Annotated in this window: 19 protein-coding genes, 1 pseudogene and 1 riboswitch; of the genes and pseudogenes, 1 reads left to right on the forward strand and 19 read right to left on the reverse strand. The window is 42.7% G+C overall.

What is annotated here, in order from left to right:
• Window positions 1–11 precede the first annotated feature (11 nt).
• From ligA to ACFX4I_RS14245, 6 genes and pseudogenes are all read right to left on the reverse strand, one after another.
• Complete coding sequence (ligA, locus tag ACFX4I_RS14220) at window positions 12–2,018, reverse strand: NAD-dependent DNA ligase LigA (protein ID WP_230301309.1); 2,007 nt, start codon at window positions 2,016–2,018, stop codon at window positions 12–14.
• Window positions 2,019–2,121: 103 nt separating this feature from the next.
• The gene (gene pcrA / locus ACFX4I_RS14225; protein ID WP_377421360.1) at window positions 2,122–4,368 is read right to left on the reverse strand and encodes a DNA helicase PcrA; all 2,247 of its coding nucleotides are present in this window, start codon (window positions 4,366–4,368) and stop codon (window positions 2,122–2,124) included.
• A 61-nt stretch (window positions 4,369–4,429) separates the two neighbouring features.
• Window positions 4,430–5,113, reverse strand: coding sequence for a heptaprenylglyceryl phosphate synthase (gene pcrB, locus ACFX4I_RS14230; protein ID WP_230301311.1), 684 nt, complete (start codon window positions 5,111–5,113; stop codon window positions 4,430–4,432).
• A 223-nt stretch (window positions 5,114–5,336) separates the two neighbouring features.
• Window positions 5,337–5,651, reverse strand: coding sequence for a YerC/YecD family TrpR-related protein (locus tag ACFX4I_RS14235; RefSeq protein WP_034306094.1), 315 nt, complete (start codon window positions 5,649–5,651; stop codon window positions 5,337–5,339).
• A gap of 26 nt (window positions 5,652–5,677) precedes the next feature.
• Complete coding sequence (locus ACFX4I_RS14240) at window positions 5,678–6,715, reverse strand: DUF3048 domain-containing protein (protein ID WP_377421362.1); 1,038 nt, start codon at window positions 6,713–6,715, stop codon at window positions 5,678–5,680.
• 43 nt (window positions 6,716–6,758) lie between these two features.
• Window positions 6,759–8,502 (reverse strand): annotated as a pseudogene (locus ACFX4I_RS14245) (adenine deaminase C-terminal domain-containing protein).
• 146 nt (window positions 8,503–8,648) lie between these two features.
• Between ACFX4I_RS14245 and ACFX4I_RS14250 the strand changes: the two are divergent.
• Window positions 8,649–8,915 (forward strand): YgaP-like transmembrane domain, encoded by a 267-nt coding sequence (locus ACFX4I_RS14250; RefSeq protein WP_141992754.1) that lies wholly within the window; start codon window positions 8,649–8,651, stop codon window positions 8,913–8,915.
• A 49-nt stretch (window positions 8,916–8,964) separates the two neighbouring features.
• Here the strand turns inward: ACFX4I_RS14250 and purD are convergent, their stop codons facing one another.
• From purD to ACFX4I_RS14315, 13 genes are all read right to left on the reverse strand, one after another.
• Entirely contained in the window at window positions 8,965–10,239 is a 1,275-nt protein-coding gene (purD, locus tag ACFX4I_RS14255) for a phosphoribosylamine--glycine ligase (RefSeq protein ID WP_377421364.1), read from the reverse strand.
• A 19-nt stretch (window positions 10,240–10,258) separates the two neighbouring features.
• Window positions 10,259–11,794 carry a bifunctional phosphoribosylaminoimidazolecarboxamide formyltransferase/IMP cyclohydrolase gene (purH, locus tag ACFX4I_RS14260; RefSeq protein WP_141992756.1) on the reverse strand — a complete coding sequence of 512 codons (1,536 nt, stop codon included), beginning with the start codon at window positions 11,792–11,794 and terminating at the stop codon, window positions 10,259–10,261.
• Between the two features lie 18 nt (window positions 11,795–11,812).
• Window positions 11,813–12,388, reverse strand: coding sequence for a phosphoribosylglycinamide formyltransferase (gene purN / locus ACFX4I_RS14265; protein ID WP_309519372.1), 576 nt, complete (start codon window positions 12,386–12,388; stop codon window positions 11,813–11,815).
• Entirely contained in the window at window positions 12,388–13,413 is a 1,026-nt protein-coding gene (purM, locus tag ACFX4I_RS14270; protein WP_377421366.1) for a phosphoribosylformylglycinamidine cyclo-ligase, read from the reverse strand. Before purM ends, purN begins: the two co-directional genes overlap by 1 nt.
• Window positions 13,414–13,455: 42 nt before the next feature.
• Window positions 13,456–14,871 carry an amidophosphoribosyltransferase gene (gene purF / locus ACFX4I_RS14275; protein ID WP_192207627.1) on the reverse strand — a complete coding sequence of 472 codons (1,416 nt, stop codon included), beginning with the start codon at window positions 14,869–14,871 and terminating at the stop codon, window positions 13,456–13,458.
• Window positions 14,856–17,078, reverse strand: coding sequence for a phosphoribosylformylglycinamidine synthase subunit PurL (purL, locus tag ACFX4I_RS14280; protein WP_377421368.1), 2,223 nt, complete (start codon window positions 17,076–17,078; stop codon window positions 14,856–14,858). Before purL ends, purF begins: the two co-directional genes overlap by 16 nt.
• A complete protein-coding gene (gene purQ / locus ACFX4I_RS14285) occupies window positions 17,062–17,748 on the reverse strand; it encodes a phosphoribosylformylglycinamidine synthase subunit PurQ (RefSeq protein ID WP_230135716.1) in 687 nt (228 codons plus the stop codon). The genes purL and purQ overlap by 17 nt, the downstream gene beginning before the upstream one ends.
• A complete protein-coding gene (gene purS, locus ACFX4I_RS14290; protein WP_034306118.1) occupies window positions 17,745–17,999 on the reverse strand; it encodes a phosphoribosylformylglycinamidine synthase subunit PurS in 255 nt (84 codons plus the stop codon). Before purS ends, purQ begins: the two co-directional genes overlap by 4 nt.
• Entirely contained in the window at window positions 17,992–18,711 is a 720-nt protein-coding gene (purC, locus tag ACFX4I_RS14295; protein WP_377421370.1) for a phosphoribosylaminoimidazolesuccinocarboxamide synthase, read from the reverse strand. Before purC ends, purS begins: the two co-directional genes overlap by 8 nt.
• A gap of 103 nt (window positions 18,712–18,814) precedes the next feature.
• Entirely contained in the window at window positions 18,815–20,107 is a 1,293-nt protein-coding gene (gene purB / locus ACFX4I_RS14300) for an adenylosuccinate lyase (RefSeq protein WP_377421372.1), read from the reverse strand.
• Window positions 20,104–21,264, reverse strand: a complete 1,161-nt coding sequence (gene purK / locus ACFX4I_RS14305; protein WP_377421374.1) for a 5-(carboxyamino)imidazole ribonucleotide synthase — start codon at window positions 21,262–21,264, stop codon at window positions 20,104–20,106. Before purK ends, purB begins: the two co-directional genes overlap by 4 nt.
• The gene (purE, locus tag ACFX4I_RS14310) at window positions 21,248–21,736 is read right to left on the reverse strand and encodes a 5-(carboxyamino)imidazole ribonucleotide mutase (protein ID WP_098370632.1); all 489 of its coding nucleotides are present in this window, start codon (window positions 21,734–21,736) and stop codon (window positions 21,248–21,250) included. The genes purK and purE overlap by 17 nt, the downstream gene beginning before the upstream one ends.
• 177 nt (window positions 21,737–21,913) lie before the next feature.
• Window positions 21,914–22,015, reverse strand: a riboswitch (purine riboswitch).
• Between the two features lie 74 nt (window positions 22,016–22,089).
• Window positions 22,090–22,290 carry an NETI motif-containing protein gene (locus ACFX4I_RS14315; RefSeq protein ID WP_377421376.1) on the reverse strand — a complete coding sequence of 67 codons (201 nt, stop codon included), beginning with the start codon at window positions 22,288–22,290 and terminating at the stop codon, window positions 22,090–22,092.
• Between the last annotated feature and the right edge of the window lie 629 nt (window positions 22,291–22,919).

Genomic DNA, 22,919 nt, shown 5'->3' on the forward strand with positions numbered 1-22,919 from the left:
AGCTACACCTCTTATTTATTTAGTTCCTCAATCAGTCTCTCTTCATCCCATACCATGACGCCTAGGCTTTCCGCTTTTTCCAGTTTGGAACCGGCATCTTCGCCAGCTATGACCAAATCGGTTTTCTTGCTGACACTTCCAGCAACGTTAGCTCCTAGCGCCTCTAATTTCTCTTTTGCATCGTTACGTGTTAACTGATGCAATTTACCCGTTAAAACGACTGTTTTACCGGCAAAAGCGGAATCGATTTCTTCAATAGCAACAGCTCTTGGGCCTTTAAAAGTAAGGTTCACACCGGCTGCTTCCAATTCATTCAGTAACGCATGGACTTCTTCCAATTCAAAATAGGCTACGATGGAATCGGCCATCTTATCACCTATTTCATTAATGGCCGTTAGGTCTTCACGGCTCGCCTTGCTTAAGGCTTCCATTGTCCCGAACTCCCGTGCCAGTGTCTTGGCCGCTTTTGAACCAACATGGCGAATGCCCAGCCCGAATAGTAATTTTTCCAACGAATTGGTTTTCGAAGCTTCGATTGCTTGAAGAAGTTTATTGACGGATTTATCCCCCATCCTTTCCAAAGCAATCAGTTGATCGTATGTAAGCTTATAAATATCAGCCACATCTTGTATGAGTTGTTCTTTAAACAACAAGCTAATCACTTTTTCACCAAGACTGTCTATATTCATTGCTGTACGGGAAACAAAGTGAATCAAGCCTTCCCTTATTTGTGCAGGACACTTCGGGTTGATGCAGCGTAAAGCAACCTCCCCCTCCAGCCGGACAAGTTCACTGTTGCATTCCGGGCACTCAGTCGGCATCTTAAACTCGACTTCTTCCCCTGTACGGCGCTCTGCCAGTACATTGACCACCTCTGGAATGATATCACCCGCTTTTTTCACGACCACTTGATCTCCGATTCTGATGTCCTTTTCACGGATTAAGTCTTCGTTATGAAGTGAAGCTCGCTGCACAGTCGTACCTGCTACCCGAACGGGATCCAAAACGGCGGTCGGAGTCAATACACCTGTACGGCCAACATTCAGCTCGATATCCCTTAGGGTTGTAATGACTTCTTCAGCTGGGAATTTATAAGCAATGGCCCATCGCGGACTTTTTGCAGTAAAACCTAATTCATCCTGCTGTTCAAGGGAATCCACCTTAACGACAAGTCCATCAATATCATAGGCTAAGTTTGGACGTTGTTCCGTCCATTCTACTATATAAGCTATTACTTCCTCTATATTGGAGCATGTTTTTCTTTCCCGATTCGTCTTAAACCCGAGGCGATCCAATAAATCCAGACCCTCACTGTGGGAACGGACCCCTGTTTCCCCAAAATTGGCAATCGCATAAAGGAAAATATCCAAGTTCCGTTTTGCAGCAAGTTTTGGGTCAAGCTGCCTTAACGAACCGGCAGCTGCATTTCGTGGGTTTGCAAATGGTTCCTCACCGCGTTCTTCTTTAGCCTTGTTCAATGATTCGAATGATTTTTTTGGCATGAAGGCCTCACCGCGCACTTCTATGGAAACCGGCTCCCGCAACTTCAATGGAATCGACTTGATCGTTTTCAAATTAGCGGTAATATCTTCACCGATCGTTCCATCTCCACGAGTAGCCCCTCTTACGAAATAACCATTCTCATATTGAAGAGTGACGGCAAGTCCATCAATTTTCAATTCACATACATAGGAAAAATCGTCACCTACAGATTGTCTGACCTTTCTGTCAAAATCCCGTAAGTCACTTTCATTGAAGGCATTGCCTAAACTAAGCATCGGTGTGGTATGCTCCACTTTTTCAAACATATCCAAAATGGCGCCACCGACCCGTTGTGTCGGTGAGTCCGCCGTTTGCAGTTCTGGAAATTTCTCCTCATACTCAATAAGTTCACGGAGTAGCCGATCATATTCAGCATCAGGTACTGATGGCTGGTCCATTACATAATATTCATAGCTGTATTGGTTCAATAACGTTTGCAGTTCTAAAACTTTCTTCTCTGCAGCTTGTAAGTCCATACGTTCAATCCTTTCTAAAGAAGACTCCACCGCACTTCTTTTAGAAGAGCGGTGTCTAAAGTCAGATATCCCTATTCTTTACCAGTAGAAGCATATTAATAGCTTATGCTTTTTCAACCGGTGCAAATTTCGCCAATAGGCGTTTGATGCCAATTGGACTTGGGAAAGCAATATCCAGTTCTTTCCCTTCGCCTTCCCCTTTTACGCTCACCACGGTTCCTATACCCCATTTTTTATGGGATGCACGGTCGCCGACAGCCCAGCCGATTTCTTCACCGCCCGTTGCGGATGGTGCAGAAACAGCTCTTCCAAAGGCAGGCACTTTTCTTGTTGAGGCTGTTGAAGGAGATCCGGTTCTTGAAGAACTGAAAGGTGTTTGCCTTGCTCTAGGAGCCGGTTTCGGTTTTAAATCTTCAAGTAGTTCCTCTGGTATTTCATTAATGAAACGTGAAACAGGATTCATGCTCGTCCGTCCATACAATGTCCGCATTTGGGCATTGCTTATGAATAGCTCATTTTCAGCCCTTGTAATTCCCACATAAGCCAGACGGCGTTCTTCTTCCATCTCCTCTTCATCCATAAGCGAGCGGCTGTGAGGGAAAACCCCTTCTTCAAGGCCCAATAGAAAGACCACCGGATATTCAAGTCCCTTCGCTGAATGCAGTGTCATCAACGTTACCGTATTTGTAGCTTCTTCGGAATTCTCATCAAGTTGGTCTATATCGGCAACCAACGCCAGGTCAGTCAAAAAGCCCACCAATGATTTGTCCTCGCTGTTATCTTCGAATGCTTTCGTAACAGATAAAAACTCATCTATATTTTCAAGCCGGCTTTGAGATTCAATCGTTTTTTCCGCCTGCAGCATCTCACGGTAACCGGTTTTCTTAATGACTTCCTCCACTAGTTCCGTCACGGATAAGTATTCCTGCTGATTTGTATAATTAGTGATCAGCATATGGAATTCCCTTGCCGCTTTGGTAGCCTTCCCGCTTATCCCTACCATTTCAACGGATTCGAGTGCTTTATAGATGGAAACATCATATTGATCTGCATAATCTGCCACTTTGTCCATTGAAGTTGCACCAATTCCGCGTTTTGGTACATTGATTACACGGCGAAGACTGATGTCATCATCAGGATTCGCAATAAGGCGAAGATAGGCAAGTAAATCCTTAATCTCTTTACGGTCATAGAACTTGGTGCCCCCGACTATTGCATAATTTATATTGGATTTAAGCAGAACTTCCTCCATGACACGTGATTGTGCATTTGTCCTGTAAAGTATTGCTATATCTGAATATTTCCTGCTGCCGGCCTGAACTAACTCATTTATCTTACCGGCTACAAATTGCGCTTCCCCTTGTTCATTGTCCGCACGGTAATAGAATATCTTATTGCCATCTGCATTCTCGGTCCAAAGATTTTTCGGCTTCCGGTTTTGATTGTTATCAATGACCTTATTCGCCGCTTCAAGAATCTTTTTCGTCGAGCGGTAATTCTGTTCAAGGAAAATCATGTTGGCATTCGGGTAATCTTTTTCAAATGAAAGGATATTCGCAATATCCGCACCGCGCCAACGATAGATCGATTGATCGGAATCCCCGACAACACAGAGATTACGGAAGCGTGAAGCCAATAGTTTAACAAGCATGTATTGAGCCCTGTTCGTATCTTGGTACTCATCAACATGAATGTATTGAAATTTACGCTGATAATATTCAAGCACCTCAGGTACGAGCTGGAACAATTGAATCGTCATCATGATCAAATCATCGAAATCGAGCGCTGAATTTTTACGCAGCCGTTTTTGATATTCCGTATATACATCGGCAGTTACTTTAGTGAAGTAATCAGACGCCGTCTTCAGGTACTCCTCCGGCCCGACCAATTCATTTTTCGCTGAACTGATGCTACCCAAAATGGCACGGTAATCATATTTCTTTGTATCCATATTACGATCTTTCATGATTTGTTTTATGACCGATTGCTGATCCGTCGTATCCAATATCGAGAAGTTCCTATTAAATCCGATACGGTCGATATCTCTTCGTAAAATGCGGACACACATCGAGTGGAAAGTCGAAATCCAGATATCTTCGGACGCACCGCCTAGTATGGCACGGATCCTCTCCTTCATCTCACGTGCCGCCTTGTTGGTGAACGTGATTGCAAGGATGTTCCAAGGCGCTATTTCCTTCTCGACCATCAAGTAAGCTATTCGGTGAGTCAGCACACGCGTCTTTCCACTTCCTGCCCCTGCCATGATTAAAAGTGGGCCATCAGTTGATTTCACTGCTTTTTGTTGCTGTTCATTCAAACCTATTAGTAATTTTTCCGCTAAATATTGCATTATCACACCACCTATACGAACATTCGTTTCTGTTTTAGTATACTATATTTATTACATGTTTTCATTTAACTGCCGAAACTGTTGCAAGTGCCACTTTCAAATCTTCATAAATCACATTACCGACAACGATGACATCCGCAATCTTAGACATCTCTGTGGCTTGTTCAACCGATTTTATCCCACCGCCATAGAATAGTACGGTATCCTCCAAACTCTCTTTGGCCGCTTCCACCATCTGGACATCGCCGTAATCACCGCTGTATTCCAAATAAAAAATCGGCAGGTTGAACATTTTTTCCGCCATCATCGCGTATGCACCCACATCATCCATATCCAAATCGGTATTGGCTTTCGTCAATTGGGCCGCCTTGCACTCAGGATTCAGGATACAGTACCCTTCAACGAAAATTTCATCCCAATTCAAAAGGTATCCGTATTCCTTGACTGCTTGCTGATGCAGTTTCATCATCCAATCAGGGTTGGTGCTATTCAGGACACTCGGAATGAAATATAAATCAAAACCTGGCGTCACCGTTTCAACAGAAGAAATTTCCATCACACATGGGACGGTATATCGTCTGACACGTGCCATTAAATGAAGCACATTCTCAAGCGTGATTCCATCCGTTCCCCCGACCATTATTGCATCGGTACCGGATTCACAAACTTTTTCAAGGGCTTCATCACTTATTTCTTTATTTGGATCGAGTTTGAAAACATGTTTCCACTCGCGAAAATCGTACATTATAATCCTCCATTCACACTTCCCATTACACCATTATAGCATTAAGATTTTTCATTAAAAAAGAGAAGTATCGATAAAATGTTATTACCAAATGGAACCTCCGAATCTAAAATCCAATATAACATGGATACGGCTGAAAGACAGCCGGCAAAGAGAGTGCTGGACTCAAAGTAAAAAGCCGGGAAATGAATTCCCCGGCTTTTTATTATAATCGAAAGAAGAATTAAGATTCAGTTGTTTCCTCGACGTTATCCTTAATACGGTTAAGAGCCATGGAATAAGCGTCATTTCCGTAATTCAAGCAGCGTTTGACCCTGGAAATCGTAGCCGTGCTTGCGCCCGTTTCCGTTTCGATTTTATGATAGGTTTTCCCTTCTTCAAGCATGCGGGCTACTTCAAGGCGCTGTGCCAGTGATGAAATTTCATTAACTGTGCATAAATCATCAAAAAATCGATAGCATTCGTCCAAATCACGCAAGGAAAGGATCGACTTAAACAGCTGATCCGTTTCTTTTCCTCTCAACTTATCAATTTGCATGTTACTCCCCCTCAATTTCATGGGTATCAAAATGAGACGTCTCCTACTAAACCAGGTTCATCCGGAATAATATTGACCCAAGTTTTCCCTGGAATCAACCCTACTTCTTTATCGTTTTTCACTGGTATAATCCGACCATCCTTATTAACCCATTCTACTTCATTCGCTTTTCCTTTTTGAAGTAAATAACCTTTTCCGCCACTTTTCAAGTCGATTTTACGACGCCCTTTATCGTCGATCACTTGATGAGCAGCCTCAATGATCAATATATTATCCAGTAAAATAGGTTTATTCGATTTATGTTCGACTGTTTGCTCTCCATTCGAATAACGTTTATATTTCTCTTCCGTGGCTTCGTATTCATACTGAACATCATACTCGTCTGATCCGTAGGAAACCTCGGTTTTCAATGCCGGTTCCCCTTGAAGACCAGCCGCCTCTTCCTTTGTAAGGAAGGCATATGGCTCCGGTGCACCATTCAACTCATATCCCTTTTCCTTCGCACCTTTTTGGATATCCTCAAAGGAGGTGTAGGAATTATGCGGTGCTTTTCGATCTGCCGAACGTTGAAACAAAGTACCATCATAATATAATCCGTTCAAGTTATCAATATACCCTTTGTCCAGCATGGTTTTTGCCTCGGGGCTATTCCCATGACAGACATAGATGCAATCAAGGCCTTTAGCCAATTCGATATAATAGTCCCTTGCACTCCGAATCGGACCGATTTGGCTTGGCATTTCACTTTGGAAGATAGCTAAAAATCTGGTTATGTCACCTTCTGCAAGCATTTCGTAGACCATATCGGCTTCTGAGAGGCCCGATTGTGGGCGTGCTTCTGGATGATTATTAATCATCACTGCTACAGTCCTTCGCTCACTGCCTGCATCGGTGGCTATACCTGTAAGTGGAAACTCATTGGAAGGTTCATTTTTCACATCTGTATTTTTGATGACAGCTTGGTCTTTCGGCTTACTGTCATCCGATGCAGGATCTTCTTTCGTAGAACAGCCTGCCAGCAGTAAAATAGCAATAACCATGAAAAGAACTCTCTTAAAATTCATCTTTCCACTCCTCTGATTTATTAGCCATTTCTTCTCTTATATTTTAACGCATTATAGTGGGAAAGAGTATAGTTTTATTCATTACATCATATACTCCTCGCTGGGTTAGCCTTATATATGGCAGATGGGTTGTCGAAAAGAATGAAAGGGTGTATACAGGATCGGCGAAGCGATAACCTCTCTCTCAGCAAATGTTTCAATTCATTTTCTTCTTCAATCAGCTCAGGAACCTCCTTGGTGGACATGACTCCCTTTAATTTCAGAGGAAGTTCATGGATCACCTTGCCTTGTTCCGTTAAAATGATTCCACCGCCGATTTCCTTCAGCCGGTTAAATGCCAAATGCATATCCTTTTTCCTTTTACCGATTAGTATGATATCACCTGTATTTGTATAAGAGCCAGCAAAGCCACACAATTTGTCCGCAAACCCTTTTAATATCGTATTGATGCGCCATTTCCCTTCCCGATCGATAAGCATGAAAAAGCATTCATCATCCTCAAAGTTCAGTTCTTCATACCCAACATCATTGGAAAGAGAGTACGGTTTCGTAATTACATTATTGACCAATTCAATCCCAAACGGCATGGAAAATTCAAAATCTTCCTTTAAACTAAGATCCCAATCAAGATCAAGTGGTTTAAAATCGAAATCACTCCATTCGATTTGCTGTTTATCCGGAATGATTTCACCATCCCTTTTAACCCATTTCCCTTTTGCCATTACCGAAACCGGTGCTGGTTCCTTTACATCGGTCAGGAAGTTGATGTTAGCTACCCTTCCAGTGGCAATATTGCCATGAAGGTATTCAATGTTATAATATCGTGCAATGTTGATAGTTGCCATATTGTATGCATCGATGACCGGAACGCCATGCTCTATCGCTATTTTGATGAGGCAGTCTATGAAACCACCTTCATAAAAGGATGGCGGCGATCCATCTGTCGTATAAAAGAATTTGTCATAATGATCGATGCCCAGTTCATGGATTTCCTGTATCATCTTTGGTAAATCCGGCCGGATCGAAGAATGTCTTAACGATACATAATAGCCCTGCAGCAAGCGCGACATGACTTCATCACCTGTCATTGCCTCATGATCACAATCGGCGCCGAACAGGGTCATTTTTGCTAAAGTCTTCTCTGAAGCACCTGGAAAGTGCCCTTCCATTTTCTTCCTCATCCGCTTGGCTTCCTGAATCCAGTGCAACATCATGTCATCCCCATCGAGAAGCTTCGGCCATCCAGTTAGTTCCCCGCCCTGTAATACGGCATCATGCTCCAGCCATGATTTAACGGCCCCGTGGGAAAAGACCATATCTTCATCAATCAATTCCGTTTGTCCGTCAAAACGGCTCCACCAATACATTGTTACAGGAATGTTACGTAATTCTTTCAAAAGAGAAAACGCTTTCTTTTTATCTAATTGCAATAGAAACGGCAAGTTATCATTGATCAATGTCGTTGTGCCAAAATGAGATGCATAACGTGAAAAAGAAAGGGGATTATATAATTGAGAAGGGTGTGAATGCGGCTCAATATAACCCGGGACTAAGTACTGGTTTGTACAGTCTACCATTTCACAGCGGTCTATATTATCAGGAAGCTTATCGCCGACATATACGATGCGATCATCATATATCCATATATTCGCTTTTACCCATTTTCGTAATGCCTGATTTAAATAAGTCGTATTTTTAAGCAGAATGTGTGGTGCCCTATTGCCATCCAGCACATCTATATGTTCTCTTAGATGTTTATTTTTCCATCTATAGCGCTGTTCAAGCATAAACATTCCCCCATAATTTTATAGAAACAGATGTATGAAAAAAACCATTTTCAATCCAATTTTATTTCATAGTAACATACTTGCCTCATTAGAACAGTATTGTTAACCAGAATATTGTTAAATTTTTGTGAAGGGATGGACTTTAAGTGAAGTTTAAACAAAATATCAGTATAATAAATGCATTAATGCGAATTACCTGTGGTTTTACATTGCTAACATGGGCTATGGCTAAAATGGTTAAAAAACCATGGAAAAACCAATCTTATATATTTGTGGTCATGCTTTCTGCCATGAAAATAGGCGAAGGCATCCTCCGCTATTGTCCTGTTGTCGATGCAATGGAAAACGGACAAAACTTAATGAAAAATGAACCAAAACAGGAGAATCACACTAATCAATCTGATTCATATTAAGTTTTTTCTAAAGAAGAAGCTGACTCCGCTTAGAGTCAGCTTCTTTATATTATGATGAAAAATTGTATTTTATTGCACGGTAGCCAATATCCGTTCGCCAGAATAAGCCGTCTTTCTCAATATGGGCTAACTCTTTATATACTTCAGCTTGGGCAGAGGACAAATCTTTCCCTTTTGCAGCAACCAGAAGTACACGTCCGCCATTCGAGATGAAATTCCCCTCACTATCGAGAGCCGTTCCAGCATGGTAAACATGGGCATTTGGATCAATCTTTTCCAAGCCTTTAATGATAGAACCCTTTTTATATTCGCCTGGATATCCATCAGCTGCTACGACCACTCCAAGAACGGCCTCTTCATGCCATTCAAGTTGTAAATCCTCTCCAGAAAGAACCGCTTCAAGCGTATCTACGAAATCTGTTTTTAGGCGCGGTAAAACAACTTGCGTTTCCGGATCGCCAAAACGGGCATTGAACTCAATGACTTTTGTGCCTTTTTCAGTAGCGATCAACCCGGCATATAATATTCCTGTAAAACTCCGATTCTCCGAAATCATCGCATTTACTGTGGGCCTAAGAATTGTTTCGACTGCAGTCTGAATCATTTCATCGGAAATTTGCGGCACCGGTGAGTATGCACCCATTCCACCTGTGTTCGGACCCTGATCTCCATCAAAAACCCGCTTATGATCTTGAGCAATGACCATCGGATACACTTTTTCCCCATTTACGAATGCCATCAATGAAAATTCCTCGCCATCAAGGAATTCCTCTATAACGACTTTGGCAGATGCTTCCCCGAACTTTGCCCCGACTAGCATATCATGGATGGCGTCTAACGCCTCTTCCATCGTCATGGCAACTACGACACCTTTTCCTGCAGCCAAACCATCCGCTTTAATGACGATGGGTGCACCCATTTTTTCGATATATGCCTTTGCTGAATCATAATCAGAAAATGTTTCATATTCTGCTGTCGGAATGCTGTAGTTCTTCATTAAATCTTTAGCAAAGGATTTACTCCCCTCGATGACTGCAGCACGGCCATTTGGGCCAAATACCTGTAATCCTGCCTCCGTAAAATCATCGGCAAGTCCATTCAACAATGGGGTTTCGGGCCCGATCACCGTTAATGAAACTGCATTCTTCTTGGCAAAGGCAACCAAATCCCCGTGATTGTTTTCATCAATTGGAACAAGAGTCGCTACATCGGCCATCCCTGGATTTCCCGGTGCTGCAAAAACAGTCCCCACCCGTTTACTTTCAAATAGTTTGCGGGCTATGGCATGCTCCCTGCCGCCCCGGCCAATTACTAATACATTCATTATCGCACCTCATTTTTGATTAATGTTTAAAGTGACGAATTCCTGTAAACACCATCGTAATCCCATATTCATCAGCTTTCTTGATTGAATCCTCATCTTTAACAGATCCACCAGGCTGAATGATTGCCGTGACGCCCGCTTTCGCTGCAGCTTCTACAGTATCATCCATCGGGAAGAAAGCATCTGATGCCAATGCACTTCCTGTCGCTCTTTCCCCAGCTTGTTCCAGAGCAATTTTTGCAGCTCCCACACGGTTCATTTGACCTGCGCCAACACCTAATGTCATTTGATCGTTACTAACCACTATTGCATTCGACTTGACATGTTTCACGATTTTCCAGCCAAGCTCCATGGCTTTCCACTCTTCAGGGGTAGGCTCACGTTTCGTTGCCACTTTTATCTCAGCATCCTTTAAGCTATGTGCATCCCGATCTTGAATAAGTAATCCGCCTTCAATGGATGTCAATTTGCGTTCAGGCTTTTTAACCGCGTCGAAATCGATTGTTAATAAACGAAGGTTTTTCTTGCTTGTCAATACTTCCACTGCCTCTTGTGTAAATCCAGGAGCAATGATGATTTCAAGGAAAATTTCATGAAGCTTCTCCGCAGTCGCCTTATCAACTTCACGGTTCAAAGCGATGATCCCGCCGAAAATGGAAGTGGCATCTGCCTCATAAGCTTTTTCATATGCTTCCAAAATGGTCGCACCGACACCGACGCCGCAAGGATTCATATGTTTGACTGCAACGGCAGCCGGCTCATTGAATTCCTTAACGATTTGAAGTGCTGCATCAGCATCATTAATGTTGTTGTATGAAAGTTCTTTTCCATGTAATTGATTCGCTTCTGCAATTGAGAAAACGGAACCAAGCGGTTTTTTATAGAATGCGGCTTTTTGATGTGGATTTTCCCCATAACGAAGCGACTGTTTCAATTCATAGGTAACAGTCAATGATTCAGGATTTTCTTCATCGGCAAGCTCTGTCATATACTCTGAAATAACGGCATCATATGCTGCTGTATGGCGGAAAACTTTTGCAGCCAGGCGGCGATTCGTGGTTTTTGATACCCCGCCGTTTTGTTTCAGCTCAGCCAATACGGTAGGATAATCATTGGAATCAACGATAACAGTCACATATTCGTGGTTTTTAGCAGAAGAACGAAGCATTGTCGGTCCACCGATATCGATGTTTTCAATAGCATCTTCCACAGTTACTTCCGGTTTGGAAATAGTCGCTTGGAATGGATATAGGTTCACACAGACAAGTTGAATGGGTTCAATATTATGTTCTGCAAGCTGTGCTGCGTGACTTTTGTCATCATGTTTTGCCAACACTGCTCCATGGACATTCGGGTGAAGTGTTTTAACACGTCCATCCAATATTTCCGGGAAACCGGTGACATCACTGATTCCAATTACCTCAATACCATTATCCTGCAGCGTTTTTTTGGTACCGCCTGTAGAAATGATTTCAAAACCTGCTTCAATTAAACCTTGAGCAAATTCTACGATACCTGTTTTATCCGATACACTAATTAATGCACGTTTCTTCATGTTATGTTGGTCCCTCCATTAAGTAAGTTTCTTGTGGCATAGCTCCTGCAAAACTGACGGATACAAGTCATGCTCCATTTCCTGAATCCTTTTTTGAAGGATGTCTTTCGTATCCCCCTCAAGAATTGGCACTGCCTTTTGGGCAATGACCGGTCCTGTGTCCATTCCATCATCGACATAATGAACCGTTACCCCCGTTTCCTTCACTCCGGCGTCAAAAGCCTGGCCAATTGCATCCTTGCCTGGAAAACTAGGCAGAAGTGAAGGGTGGATGTTCACAATCCTCTGTGAATACTTTTGTAATAATGTCGGACCGATCAAACGCATATAACCAGCCAGAATGATAAATTCTATCTCATACTGGCGAAGTTTTTCGAGGATTTCCGATTCGTACACAGTCTTGTTCGAGTAATTCTTCGCTGAAAAGGAGAAAGAATCAATATTCTCAAGCTTAGCTCTCTCAAGCACATATGCGTCTTCACGATCGCAAACGACAAGACAGATTTCCGCCTCTAACTTTCCAATTTTTATTGCTTCAGCAATTGATTGAAAATTACTACCGTTACCTGATGCAAAGACAGCAAGGCGTTTCATTATTTGAACGACACTCCATTTCCATCCACAACCGTTCCAATAACTGAGGCTTCTTCACCGCAAGAACGTAGGTGGGCTAGCACATCGGATGCCACTTCTTTTTTCACGACGGCCGTCATTCCGATTCCCATATTGAAGATATTGAACATTTCCTCTTTTACAAGATTCCCTTTTTCTTCAAGGAATGAGAATATAGTTGGAATTTCCCAGCTTCCGTGCTCGATTTCAACACCGCATCCTTCAGGAAGAATACGAGGAATATTCTCGATGAATCCTCCACCAGTGATATGGGCAAGACCATTAACTTCAAATTTTTCCAACGTCGATAAAACGGACTTCACATAGATTTTTGTCGGTTTTAATAATTCTTCTCCCAACTTGCAATCCAGTTCCGGAACGAAGTCATGAAGCCCCATACCTGAGTCTTCAAGAAGTATTTTACGAACAAGGGAATACCCATTACTGTGGATTCCGCTTGAAGCGAGCCCAATAACGACGTCACCCGCTGAAATTGCTTCACCAGTAATTAGACGTGATTTTTCAACGGCACCTACAGTAAAACCTGCAACATCGTATTCTTCCGTCTCGTACATGCCAGGCATTTCAGCCGTTTCTCCGCCGATTAAAGCACAGCCTGCCTGCTCACAGCCATCTGCAATTCCTTTGACGATCATTTCAATTCGTTCAGGATCTGCTTTACCGCAGGCAATATAATCTAAAAAGTATAAAGGTGCAGCACCTTGAACGACAACATCATTGACGCACATAGCTACACAATCCACTCCAATTGTATCGTGTTTATCCATCATGAACGCCAACAAAAGTTTTGTACCCACTCCATCCGTACCTGAAATGAGCACAGGTTCTTTAAGGTTCAAGGAAGATAAATCAAACATGCCTCCGAAACCGCCAAGACCATTCATTACTTCTGGACGAAATGTGCGCTTTACATGTTTTTTCATTCGATTTACCGCTTCATAACCAGCCTCAATATCCACACCAGCCTGTTTATATGCATTAGCCATTTGAAATCCTCCTCCGAAAATCAATCATCATTGCCGACTTGATTAACATTTTGTTTTTTCTCGTTCGTATTCAAAAATTTCAGTCGGATAATTTCCGGTGAAACAAGCTAGGCATGAACCGCGCGTTTCTCCAGGAAACGGTCGTCCAATTGCTTCGACCATACCTTCTACACTTAAAAAAGTTAATGAATCAGCACCGATGATTTCCCTTATTTCCTCCACCGATTTAGAGCTCGCAATCAGTTCTTCCTTTTTAGACGTGTCTATGCCATAAAAACATGGATTCTTGATCGGTGGTGAGCTGATTACTACATGCACTTCTTTCGCTCCAGCATCTTTTAACATGCGGACAATCCTTCTGCTCGTTGTCCCACGGACGATTGAATCATCAACCATTATGACCCGCTTACCTTCCACTACCCCTCTTACAGGTGATAGTTTCATCTTCACGCCTTGTTCACGCAGACTTTGTGATGGCTGAATGAACGTCCGTCCAACATACCGATTTTTTATTAAACCCATTTCATAGGGAATGCCTGCAGCTTCAGCATAGCCAATCGCTGCCGAAATGCTGGAATCAGGTACACCTGTAACTACATCGGCTTCAATTTTGGTTTCCAGTGCCATTTGCTTGCCAAGGTTTTTTCGTGCCGTATGGACATTGATACCATCAATGTTGCTATCCGGACGGGAGAAATACACGTACTCCATCGTGCACATTGCCTGCTGGCTGGAAAGTGAAAAGTACTCGGATGTGATTCCCTCATCATTAATGACAACGAGTTCACCCGGCTCAATATCGCGGATGAATTCTGCACCTACAATATCAAGTGCACATGTTTCTGATGCAGCGAAATAAGCATCGCCTATTTTCCCCAAGGAAAGTGGACGGAAGCCATGCGGATCTCTTGCCATGATCATTTGGTTTTCGGTCATGATGACAAAGGCATAGGCTCCCTTCAGCATGCTTAAACTGTTCTTCACGGAATCTCTTACATCAGAGTAGCCGGAGCGTTTAATCAGATGTGCCAGAACTTCCGTATCAGAAGTCGTTTGAAAAATGCTTCCCTGTCCTTCAAGCTGTGCTTTTAACTGATGGGCATTGACGATATTCCCATTATGGGCAAGTGCCAGCCCTCCTGTATGCGAATTGAACAAGAAAGGCTGAACATTTTGGTACCCGCCGCCGCCTGCCGTTGTATAACGGACATGGCCGATTGCCGCTTTTCCGGTACCGGAAAGTGCCTGCATTTTTTCGGCAGTGAATATCTCTGTGACAAGTCCTTCGCCCTTAGAGATGGACATCTGCTCACCATCCGTCACGACGATGCCTGCTCCCTCTTGACCACGATGTTGCAAGCTATGCAAACCGTAGTAAGCAAGCTGTGCAGCATCGGGATGTCCCCAGACTCCAACAACACCACACTCTTCGTTTAGGCTTCTTATTTCAGCAAGCATGGTATGGCTCCCTTCCAAGCTGTTTGTAAATCTTCAACGTCCGCTTTCAATACTTTGCTATCACCGCTTGTCTCCACGACTAATTTATTATCAGCCGTTACTGAACCTATGCATATTGCATCTTCAACAAGTGCTTCAAATGCCGCTTGGTTTTCAGGATTGATGGACAGTAAGAATCGCGATTGCGTTTCACTGAATAATTCGGATACTGGTTCGCCGGTTATATTCACTTTTGCCCCAAGTTTGCTAGCCCCGAATAAAGATTCAGCTAAAGCCACTGCCAAACCGCCTTCCGAAAGGTCATGGGCTGATGCAACAAGTCCTTTTTGGATTGCAGTTAGAATTTGCTGCTGACGTTTTTGTTCAATGGCCAAATCAAGTTCTGGAGCGCGTCCAAAGATTTTACCCTCGAGCATCTTCTGTAATTCACTGCCTCCAAATTCAACTTTCGCTTCGCCTACCACATAAATCAAATCGGATTCATTTTTAAATGTTTGTGTAGTGATGTGCTGAAGGTCACTGACTAGACCAACCATCCCAACTACAGGTGTCGGATAAATCGCTTCACCATTCGTTTCATTGTAAAGGGAAACGTTTCCGCCTATTACAGGAGTACTTAAGCTTCTGCAAGCTTCACTCATACCGTCTGCCGCTTTTTCCAGTTGCCAAAATATTTCAGGTTTTTCTGGATTCCCAAAATTCAAGCAATCCGTAATCGCCAAAGGCTCTGCACCCGAGCAAATGATGTTACGGGCTGCTTCAGCCACTGCGATTTTGCCACCTGTTTCAGGATCTAGATAAATAAAGCGGGAGTTGCAATCCGTCGTCATGGCAAGGGCCTTATTCGTACCACGTACACGCACTACCGCCGCATCCGATCCAGGTGAGACGACTGTATTCGTGCGGACCATGTAATCATATTGGTCGTAAACCCATTCCTTACTCGAAATTGTCGGTTGCTTCAATAGTGATACCAATGTTTCTTTATAATCTTCAATGACTGGCACTTCTGCCGTCATGCTTTGGAAATCACGGAAATATTGCGGTTCTGCAGATGGCTTATGATAAATCGGAGCTTCTTCAGCCAATGCATCAACCGGAACCTCAGCAACGATTTCACCTTGATGGGAAAGTGTTAGATTTTTATCATCCGTTACTTCACCAACAGCAACCGCTTCTAGGTCATATTTCGTAAACAAGTCGACGATTTCCTGTTCGCGTCCTTTTGTGACAACGATCAGCATCCGTTCTTGTGATTCAGAAAGCATCATTTCATATGCTGTCATTCCCGTTTCACGCTGCGGTATCAAATCAAGATTCATTTTTATTCCGGATCCAGCTTTACTCGCCATCTCGGCAGATGAGCTTGTAAGACCCGCTGCTCCCATATCCTGAATACCAACAAGCGCATCATTTTGAATCAATTCAAGGCATGCTTCCAAAAGCAGTTTCTCCATGAATGGATCGCCTACTTGTACGGCAGGCCGTTTTTCTTCTGAAGACTCTGATAGCTCTTCAGATGCAAATGTTGCTCCATGGATTCCATCACGTCCAGTTTTGGCACCCACATACATCACTGTGTTGCCCACTCCATGCGCTTGGCCTTTTTTAATGTCCTTATGATCAATCAAACCTACACACATGGCATTGACTAGAGGATTCCCTTCATACGATGGATCAAATTGAATTTCTCCGCCGACAGTTGGAATTCCGATACAATTCCCGTATCCTGCAATCCCGGCAACCACTTCTTTAAATAAATATTTCACGCGATCATTGTCTAACTCACCAAAACGAAGCGAGTTCAACATCGCAATCGGACGGGCACCCATGGAGAAGACATCACGGATAATACCGCCGACACCAGTAGCAGCACCTTGATAAGGTTCTATTGCCGAAGGGTGGTTATGACTTTCAATTTTAAAAACGACTGCCTGATCGTCACCGATATCAACGATACCTGCTCCTTCACCAGGACCTTGTAGCACTTTCTCCCCTGTAATCGGGAACTTCCTTAAGATGGGTTTCGAATTTTTGTAGGAACAATGCTCTGACCACATAACCGAAAACAATCCAGTTTCCGTATAATTCGGCAGTCTGCCTAAGATTTTCTCCACCATTGCAAATTCATCATCGGATAGTCCCATAGTTGCGTACAAACGATCCGATTTAATTTTTTCCGGACTTGGTTCAAGCTGTAATAACATGTGATTCCCTCCAGTTTTTTACGATGGATTGAAAAATCTTTAAGCCGTCTTTACTGCCAAGCAGCGAATCAACAGCACGTTCGGGATGAGGCATCATACCGAGGACATTTCCTTGTTCATTTGTAATTCCCGCTATCTGTTCCAAGCTTCCGTTTGGATTTTCACCATCATACGTGAACAAGATGCGGTTATTTTGTTTTAATTCAGCCAATGTCTCATTATCGCAGTAGTAATTCCCTTCACCATGGGCAACCGGGATCGTAATCGTTTCATTTAATTCATATCCTGTCGTGAACATCGATTGATTATTTTCAACCCTCAATCCTACATTGCGGCAAATGAATTTCAAGCCTTCATTACGGCGCATCGCTCCAGGTAAAAGTCCTGCTTCAAGTAAAATCTGAAAACCATTGCAGACACCCAAGACAGGTTTTCCTGCTTGTGCCGCTTTTACGACTTCGGCCATTACATTCGAAAATCGTGCAATTGCTCCAGAGCGTAAATAGTCTCCATAAGAGAAACCTCCTGGAAGGAGAATCCCGTCATACTGATCTAGATTGTCTGTAGAGTGCCAAACATACTCCACTTCTTCCCCAAGTGCATCCTTTATCGCATGGTACATATCGACATCACAATTGGAACCAGGGAAAACTATGACAGCAAATTTCATTGGGTGATAACCTCCTCAACATCATAACGGTAAGCTTCAATTACCGTATTGGCCAATAGTTTTTCACACATTTCCTTCACAAGTTGATCTAAATCACGATCCGTATCTTTAATTGTAAGTTCAATGTATTTCCCCACTCGAACATCACTAACTTCGTTATATGTCAAGCTATGAAGTGATTGTTGCACTGCTGCTCCCTGTGGATCTAGTACACTTTCGCGTAGTGTGATATATACCTTAACCTTATACATGTTGAGTGCCCTCCAACTTTGCTAGTATTTTTTCGTAAGCATCTGTTAAACTGCCTAAATTACGGCGGAATACATCCTTGTCTAACTTTTCGTTCGTGTTTATATCCCATAATCGGCAAGTATCAGGTGAAATTTCATCTGCCAGCAGAATGTCTCCATTCGGGGTTTTGCCGAACTCTAATTTAAAATCAATCAATTTAATGTCCAATTCTTTAAAGAAGGAAGTTAAGACGATACTGATTTCTTGTGCCTTTTCTTTTAAAATGGCTACATCTTCCTTGCTTGCAAGTTCCAATTCTTCAATATGGTCTTCCGTTAACAGAGGATCTCCGAGCTCGTCATCTTTATAGTAAAACTCTATCAGCGTTTTCTTGAGCGGCTGGCCTTCTTCAATGCCAGTCCTTTTAGAAAAACTGCCGGCAGCCGTATTTCTGACAACTACTTCAAGCGGAATGATGGATACCCTCTTGACTAGCTGCTCCCGTTCGGAAAGCTTTTCAATAAAATGGGACGGGATATTTTCTTGGGCAAGCTTTGAAAAGAGTAAGCTAGTAATTTGATTATTCAACTTACCTTTTCCGGCAATCTCTGACTTCTTCTCGCCATTGAACGCTGTTGCCGAATCCTTGTATTCCACCCATACTATTTCACTGTTGTCCGTTGCAAAAATCTGTTTCGCTTTTCCTTCATACAACAATTCTCGTTTTTCCATCTGTCCAGACCCCCACATTGTGAATATTATGAATCTTCCTACCATTGATCAGGCTTGGCAAACATATCACCGTTTAGAGGTGCCATGTTTGCCGCCTTCACTTTTATAAACCTAAACGATCAAAGATTACATCAACATTTTTCAGGTGATGTGTAGGATCGAAACAATCATCAAGTTCTTCTTTCGTAAGCAAGCTTGTGATTTTATCATCCTTTTCGATCAGGCTTCGGAATGGAACCTGAAGCTCCCATGCTTCCATCGCTTTCGGCTGAACCGTATCATAAGCTTCTTCACGGACAAGTCCTTTATCGATAAGGGAAAGCAGCACACGTTGTGAGAAAATCAATCCCAGCGTACGGTCCATATTGCGTTTCATATTTTCTGGATAAACGGTCAAGTTCTTCACTATGTTGCTGAAACGGTTCAGCATGTAGTTTAAGGCGATCGTTGCATCCGGCAAGATGATGCGCTCAGCAGAAGAATGTGAAATGTCACGTTCATGCCATAATGGCACATTCTCATATGCTGTCATCATGTAACCGCGGATTACACGAGCCATACCCGTCATATTTTCAGAACCGATTGGATTCCGTTTATGAGGCATTGCCGAAGATCCTTTTTGTCCTTTTGCAAAGAATTCTTCCACTTCGCGTGTTTCACTTTTTTGCAAGCCGCGAATTTCCACTGCGAACTTTTCAATTGATGTCGCTATTAAAGCCAATGTGCTCATATAATGTGCGTGGCGATCGCGCTGCAATGTTTGTGTTGAAATTGGCGCTGCTTCAAGGCCAAGCTTTTCACAAACGAATTTTTCAACGAACGGGTCGATGTTTGCGTAAGTTCCGACAGCTCCAGAGATTTTCCCAACCTCTATGTTCTTTCTTGCTTCTTCAAAACGTTCGACATTGCGTTTCATTTCTTGATACCAAAGAGCCAGTTTCAACCCAAAAGTGGTCGGCTCAGCATGAACTCCATGTGTACGCCCCATTTGAACCGTGTATTTATGTTCTCTCGCTTTATTTTTCAGAATCTCAACGAAGTTATTTAAATCCTTGGCAAGGATCTCATTCGCTTGCTTTATCACATATGAAAGAGCTGTATCCACCACATCAGTGGAAGTCAGTCCGTAATGGACCCATTTCCGTTCTTCACCCAACGTTTCAGAAACCGCACGTGTAAAAGCAACAACATCGTGGCGTGTATCTTTTTCGATTTCATTGATACGGTCCACATCGAATGTGGCATTTTCACGAAGAAGCTTCACATCTTCTTTTGGAATGACACCTAATTCAGACCATGCTTCACAAGCTAAGATTTCAACTTCCAACCACGCATTAAAGCGGTTCTTTTCTGTCCAAATGTTTCCCATCTCTGGGCGGGTATAACGTTCAATCATTTTACTTCCTCCGTTTCAACCTGTTGATTCCATATTTTGCTTCGATCACTTTCCAAAAGAGCTTCCTCAATAGTTGGACGTAAAATATTCACATGACCCATTTTCCGCTTAAGCTTGGCTTCTTTCTTACCGTAAAGGTGAACCTTCCAATCTGAAAGCGTCGGAATTTCATCCATTAGGGGCTCGATATGCTCACCAAGGATGTTTATCATTACCACAGGCTTCAATAACTCCGTATTTCCGAGCGGCCAATTGCAGACAGCCCTTATATGCTGTTCGAACTGTGAAGTCTCACATGCTTCCATTGTATAATGGCCTGAGTTATGAGGTCTTGGCGCTAATTCATTAATAATGATCTCATCCTTAGCGGTTAAAAACATCTCGACTGCCAATGTCCCCACCAAATCAAGTTTCTCTGCAAGCTGCAAAGCTTCATTAATAGCTTTCCGTTCAGCTTGTTGACTAATACGGGCGGGAACAATACTTTTATGAAGAATGTTTTCAATATGAATGTTTTCCGCAATCGGAAAATGACTTGCCTCGCCATTTGCCTTGCGCGTCACGATAATGGAGATTTCTTTTACGAAAGGAATCCAGGCTTCCAGCACACATTTACCTGTTTTGAGCAGGGATTCAGCCTTTTTGATATCGGCTTTTTCCTTAATGACCAACTGCCCTTTTCCATCATAACCGCCCCGGGTCGTTTTTAACACACTAGGGTACCCTAATTTCTCTATATGAAGGTAAATTTCTGAAATATCCTGTATTTCCTGATATGGAGCAACAGAAGCTCCTGCATCAGAAATGGCTTTTTTTTCCGTCAATCTATCCTGTGTCAGCTTTAATAATTCTGAGCCCTGTGGAAGAAATGCATGTTGCTTTAACCAATCCAGGGCTGCTGAACTGATATTTTCAAACTCGTATGTTATGACGTCACTGACCTCAGCTAATCTTTTCAATGCTTCGATATCATCATAAGCACCAGTGATTTCAATATCCGCCACTTGAGCACATGGACCTTCTGCAGTCGGCTCAAGGACCGCTATCTTAAAGCCCGATGCCTTAGCCGATAAGGCCATCATCCTGCCCAATTGCCCACCGCCGATTATTCCAATGGTCTGTCCCGGTAAAATGACTGTATTATTTAAGTTGTTCACTGCTCTGTAACACCTTTTCTCTGGTTTCGTTTCGTAAAGCCTCTAACCTATCAGCAATGTCAGAATCAAAAGCTGCTAATATTTGAGCCGCAAACAAACCGGCATTGACTGCGCCCGCTTTCCCGATCGCAACCGTTGCAACCGGTACGCCACCAGGCATTTGAACAATCGATAATAACGAATCCATCCCATTTAATGCCTTCGACTGTATTGGCACGCCAATCACAGGGACAATCGTTTTAGCGGCGGTCATACCTGGAAGATGTGCAGCCCCGCCTGCACCGGCAATAATCACTTTAATATCTCTCTCTTTTGCACTCTCTGCATATTCAAATAGTAAATCCGGCGTCCGGTGGGCGGAAACGACTCTTTTTTCATAGGGAATCTCAAGCTGTTCCAATGATTCACAAGCGTATTTCATCGTTTCCCAATCCGAGACACTTCCCATAATAACCCCAACTTGCGGTTTCATATCATCTTTCCCTCCAACACTCATATTATGGCGTCCCGAGTACGCAGACGGACGCTTATCATTATCTATAACATGTAATAAAAAAACCGGACAGGTTGCTTCCTCATCGAGAAAGCAACCTGTCCGGAAAAGAAAGCCTTTTTGAAAAAGTACAAAAAGACTTGGCTAGTTTCCGAAATAGTCAGATGCTTTTCTCATAGTCCGATGATTTACGGTCATCAGGTAGAAACTTTTGGGCCATATCCCCATGATTATATGAGATGTATTAATGTAACTTCATCTTACCTTCCGGCCATTTTAATGTCAAGTTAAAATCGAATATTTTTACATGATATTAATTAATCGTTCGTGTTTTACTCAATTAATTTTGCTTCGAATACAATTTTTCGATCAACTGGCACATATTGGACTTTGCCATTCTCGATTCTCTCGGCAAAGATAGGCTCCTCCATCCGCCTTACAGGAAAGTATCCTGCCGCTTTAATTCGATCTAAACACTCACCGATCGTCTCGCCCTCGATGACTTCAAACTTTTCCTTACTCTTTTTACTCACAATACCGATCCCTTCCATAATTCTATTTTGTCTGTCTTCTTCCTTAGCATCCAACTTGCATTATGATCAATAATAAGTTCTTCATCAACAATAAATTCTTCCTAGTATAATGAAAAGAACAAGTAAAGACAAGAATACCTTTCAATAAAACCGTTTTCATCATTGAAAATTCCATAATGCCTCAAATTATGATATCCCTGTCTTCAGTTAAAGCCCTACGCTCATAAATTATGCATTCCCTTCATTATCCTGCCCTTCTCCCCCTTTGATTTACTATAGCCTGATTCATGAAATTAACCATTGCTCCATGATCGGTACATATTCGTATCTTGCTCTCATGAATTTTTTCAATTCAAATGTTAACGATAGGTTGAATTAAATAAGCTGCAGGTCGATTCATTTCATTTCAGGTCGAAAAAATTAATCTACAGGTCGACTTTTCCAATTTTGGTCGGAATTAATAGTCTGCGGGTTTAACTATTTCGTTTCAGGTCGACTAGATTAGTCCACAGGCCGAACTAGTCGACCTGAAAGCTGAAAATATATCAATACAAAAAAAGACCAGCCGGATGGCTGATCTTTTTAAATGGCTTGGCGGCGTCCTACTCTCACAGGGGGAAACCCCCAAC

The organism is Peribacillus sp. YIM B13472 (assembly GCF_042788005.1).
GTDB lineage: Bacteria > Bacillota > Bacilli > Bacillales > DSM-1321 > Peribacillus > Peribacillus simplex_E.

What these genes read in the sequence shown, in the direction of transcription:
- ligA (WP_230301309.1), bottom strand. Translation starts at nt 2,018, where the DNA reads ATGGACTTACAAGCTGCAGAGAAGAAAGTTTTAGAACTGCAAACGTTA.
- pcrA (WP_377421360.1), bottom strand. Translation starts at nt 4,368, where the DNA reads ATGCAATATTTAGCGGAAAAATTACTAATAGGTTTGAATGAACAGCAA.
- pcrB (WP_230301311.1), bottom strand. Translation starts at nt 5,113, where the DNA reads ATGTACGATTTTCGCGAGTGGAAACATGTTTTCAAACTCGATCCAAAT.
- ACFX4I_RS14235 (WP_034306094.1), bottom strand. Translation starts at nt 5,651, where the DNA reads ATGCAAATTGATAAGTTGAGAGGAAAAGAAACGGATCAGCTGTTTAAG.
- ACFX4I_RS14240 (WP_377421362.1), bottom strand. Translation starts at nt 6,715, where the DNA reads ATGAATTTTAAGAGAGTTCTTTTCATGGTTATTGCTATTTTACTGCTG.
- purD (WP_377421364.1), bottom strand. Translation starts at nt 10,239, where the DNA reads ATGAATGTATTAGTAATTGGCCGGGGCGGCAGGGAGCATGCCATAGCC.
- purH (WP_141992756.1), bottom strand. Translation starts at nt 11,794, where the DNA reads ATGAAGAAACGTGCATTAATTAGTGTATCGGATAAAACAGGTATCGTA.
- purN (WP_309519372.1), bottom strand. Translation starts at nt 12,388, where the DNA reads ATGAAACGCCTTGCTGTCTTTGCATCAGGTAACGGTAGTAATTTTCAA.
- purM (WP_377421366.1), bottom strand. Translation starts at nt 13,413, where the DNA reads ATGGCTAATGCATATAAACAGGCTGGTGTGGATATTGAGGCTGGTTAT.
- purF (WP_192207627.1), bottom strand. Translation starts at nt 14,871, where the DNA reads ATGCTTGCTGAAATAAGAAGCCTAAACGAAGAGTGTGGTGTTGTTGGA.
- purL (WP_377421368.1), bottom strand. Translation starts at nt 17,078, where the DNA reads ATGTTATTACAGCTTGAACCAAGTCCGGAAAAAATTAAATCGGATCGT.
- purQ (WP_230135716.1), bottom strand. Translation starts at nt 17,748, where the DNA reads ATGAAATTTGCTGTCATAGTTTTCCCTGGTTCCAATTGTGATGTCGAT.
- purS (WP_034306118.1), bottom strand. Translation starts at nt 17,999, where the DNA reads ATGTATAAGGTTAAGGTATATATCACACTACGCGAAAGTGTACTAGAT.
- purC (WP_377421370.1), bottom strand. Translation starts at nt 18,711, where the DNA reads ATGGAAAAACGAGAATTGTTGTATGAAGGAAAAGCGAAACAGATTTTT.
- purB (WP_377421372.1), bottom strand. Translation starts at nt 20,107, where the DNA reads ATGATTGAACGTTATACCCGCCCAGAGATGGGAAACATTTGGACAGAA.
- purE (WP_098370632.1), bottom strand. Translation starts at nt 21,736, where the DNA reads ATGAAACCGCAAGTTGGGGTTATTATGGGAAGTGTCTCGGATTGGGAA.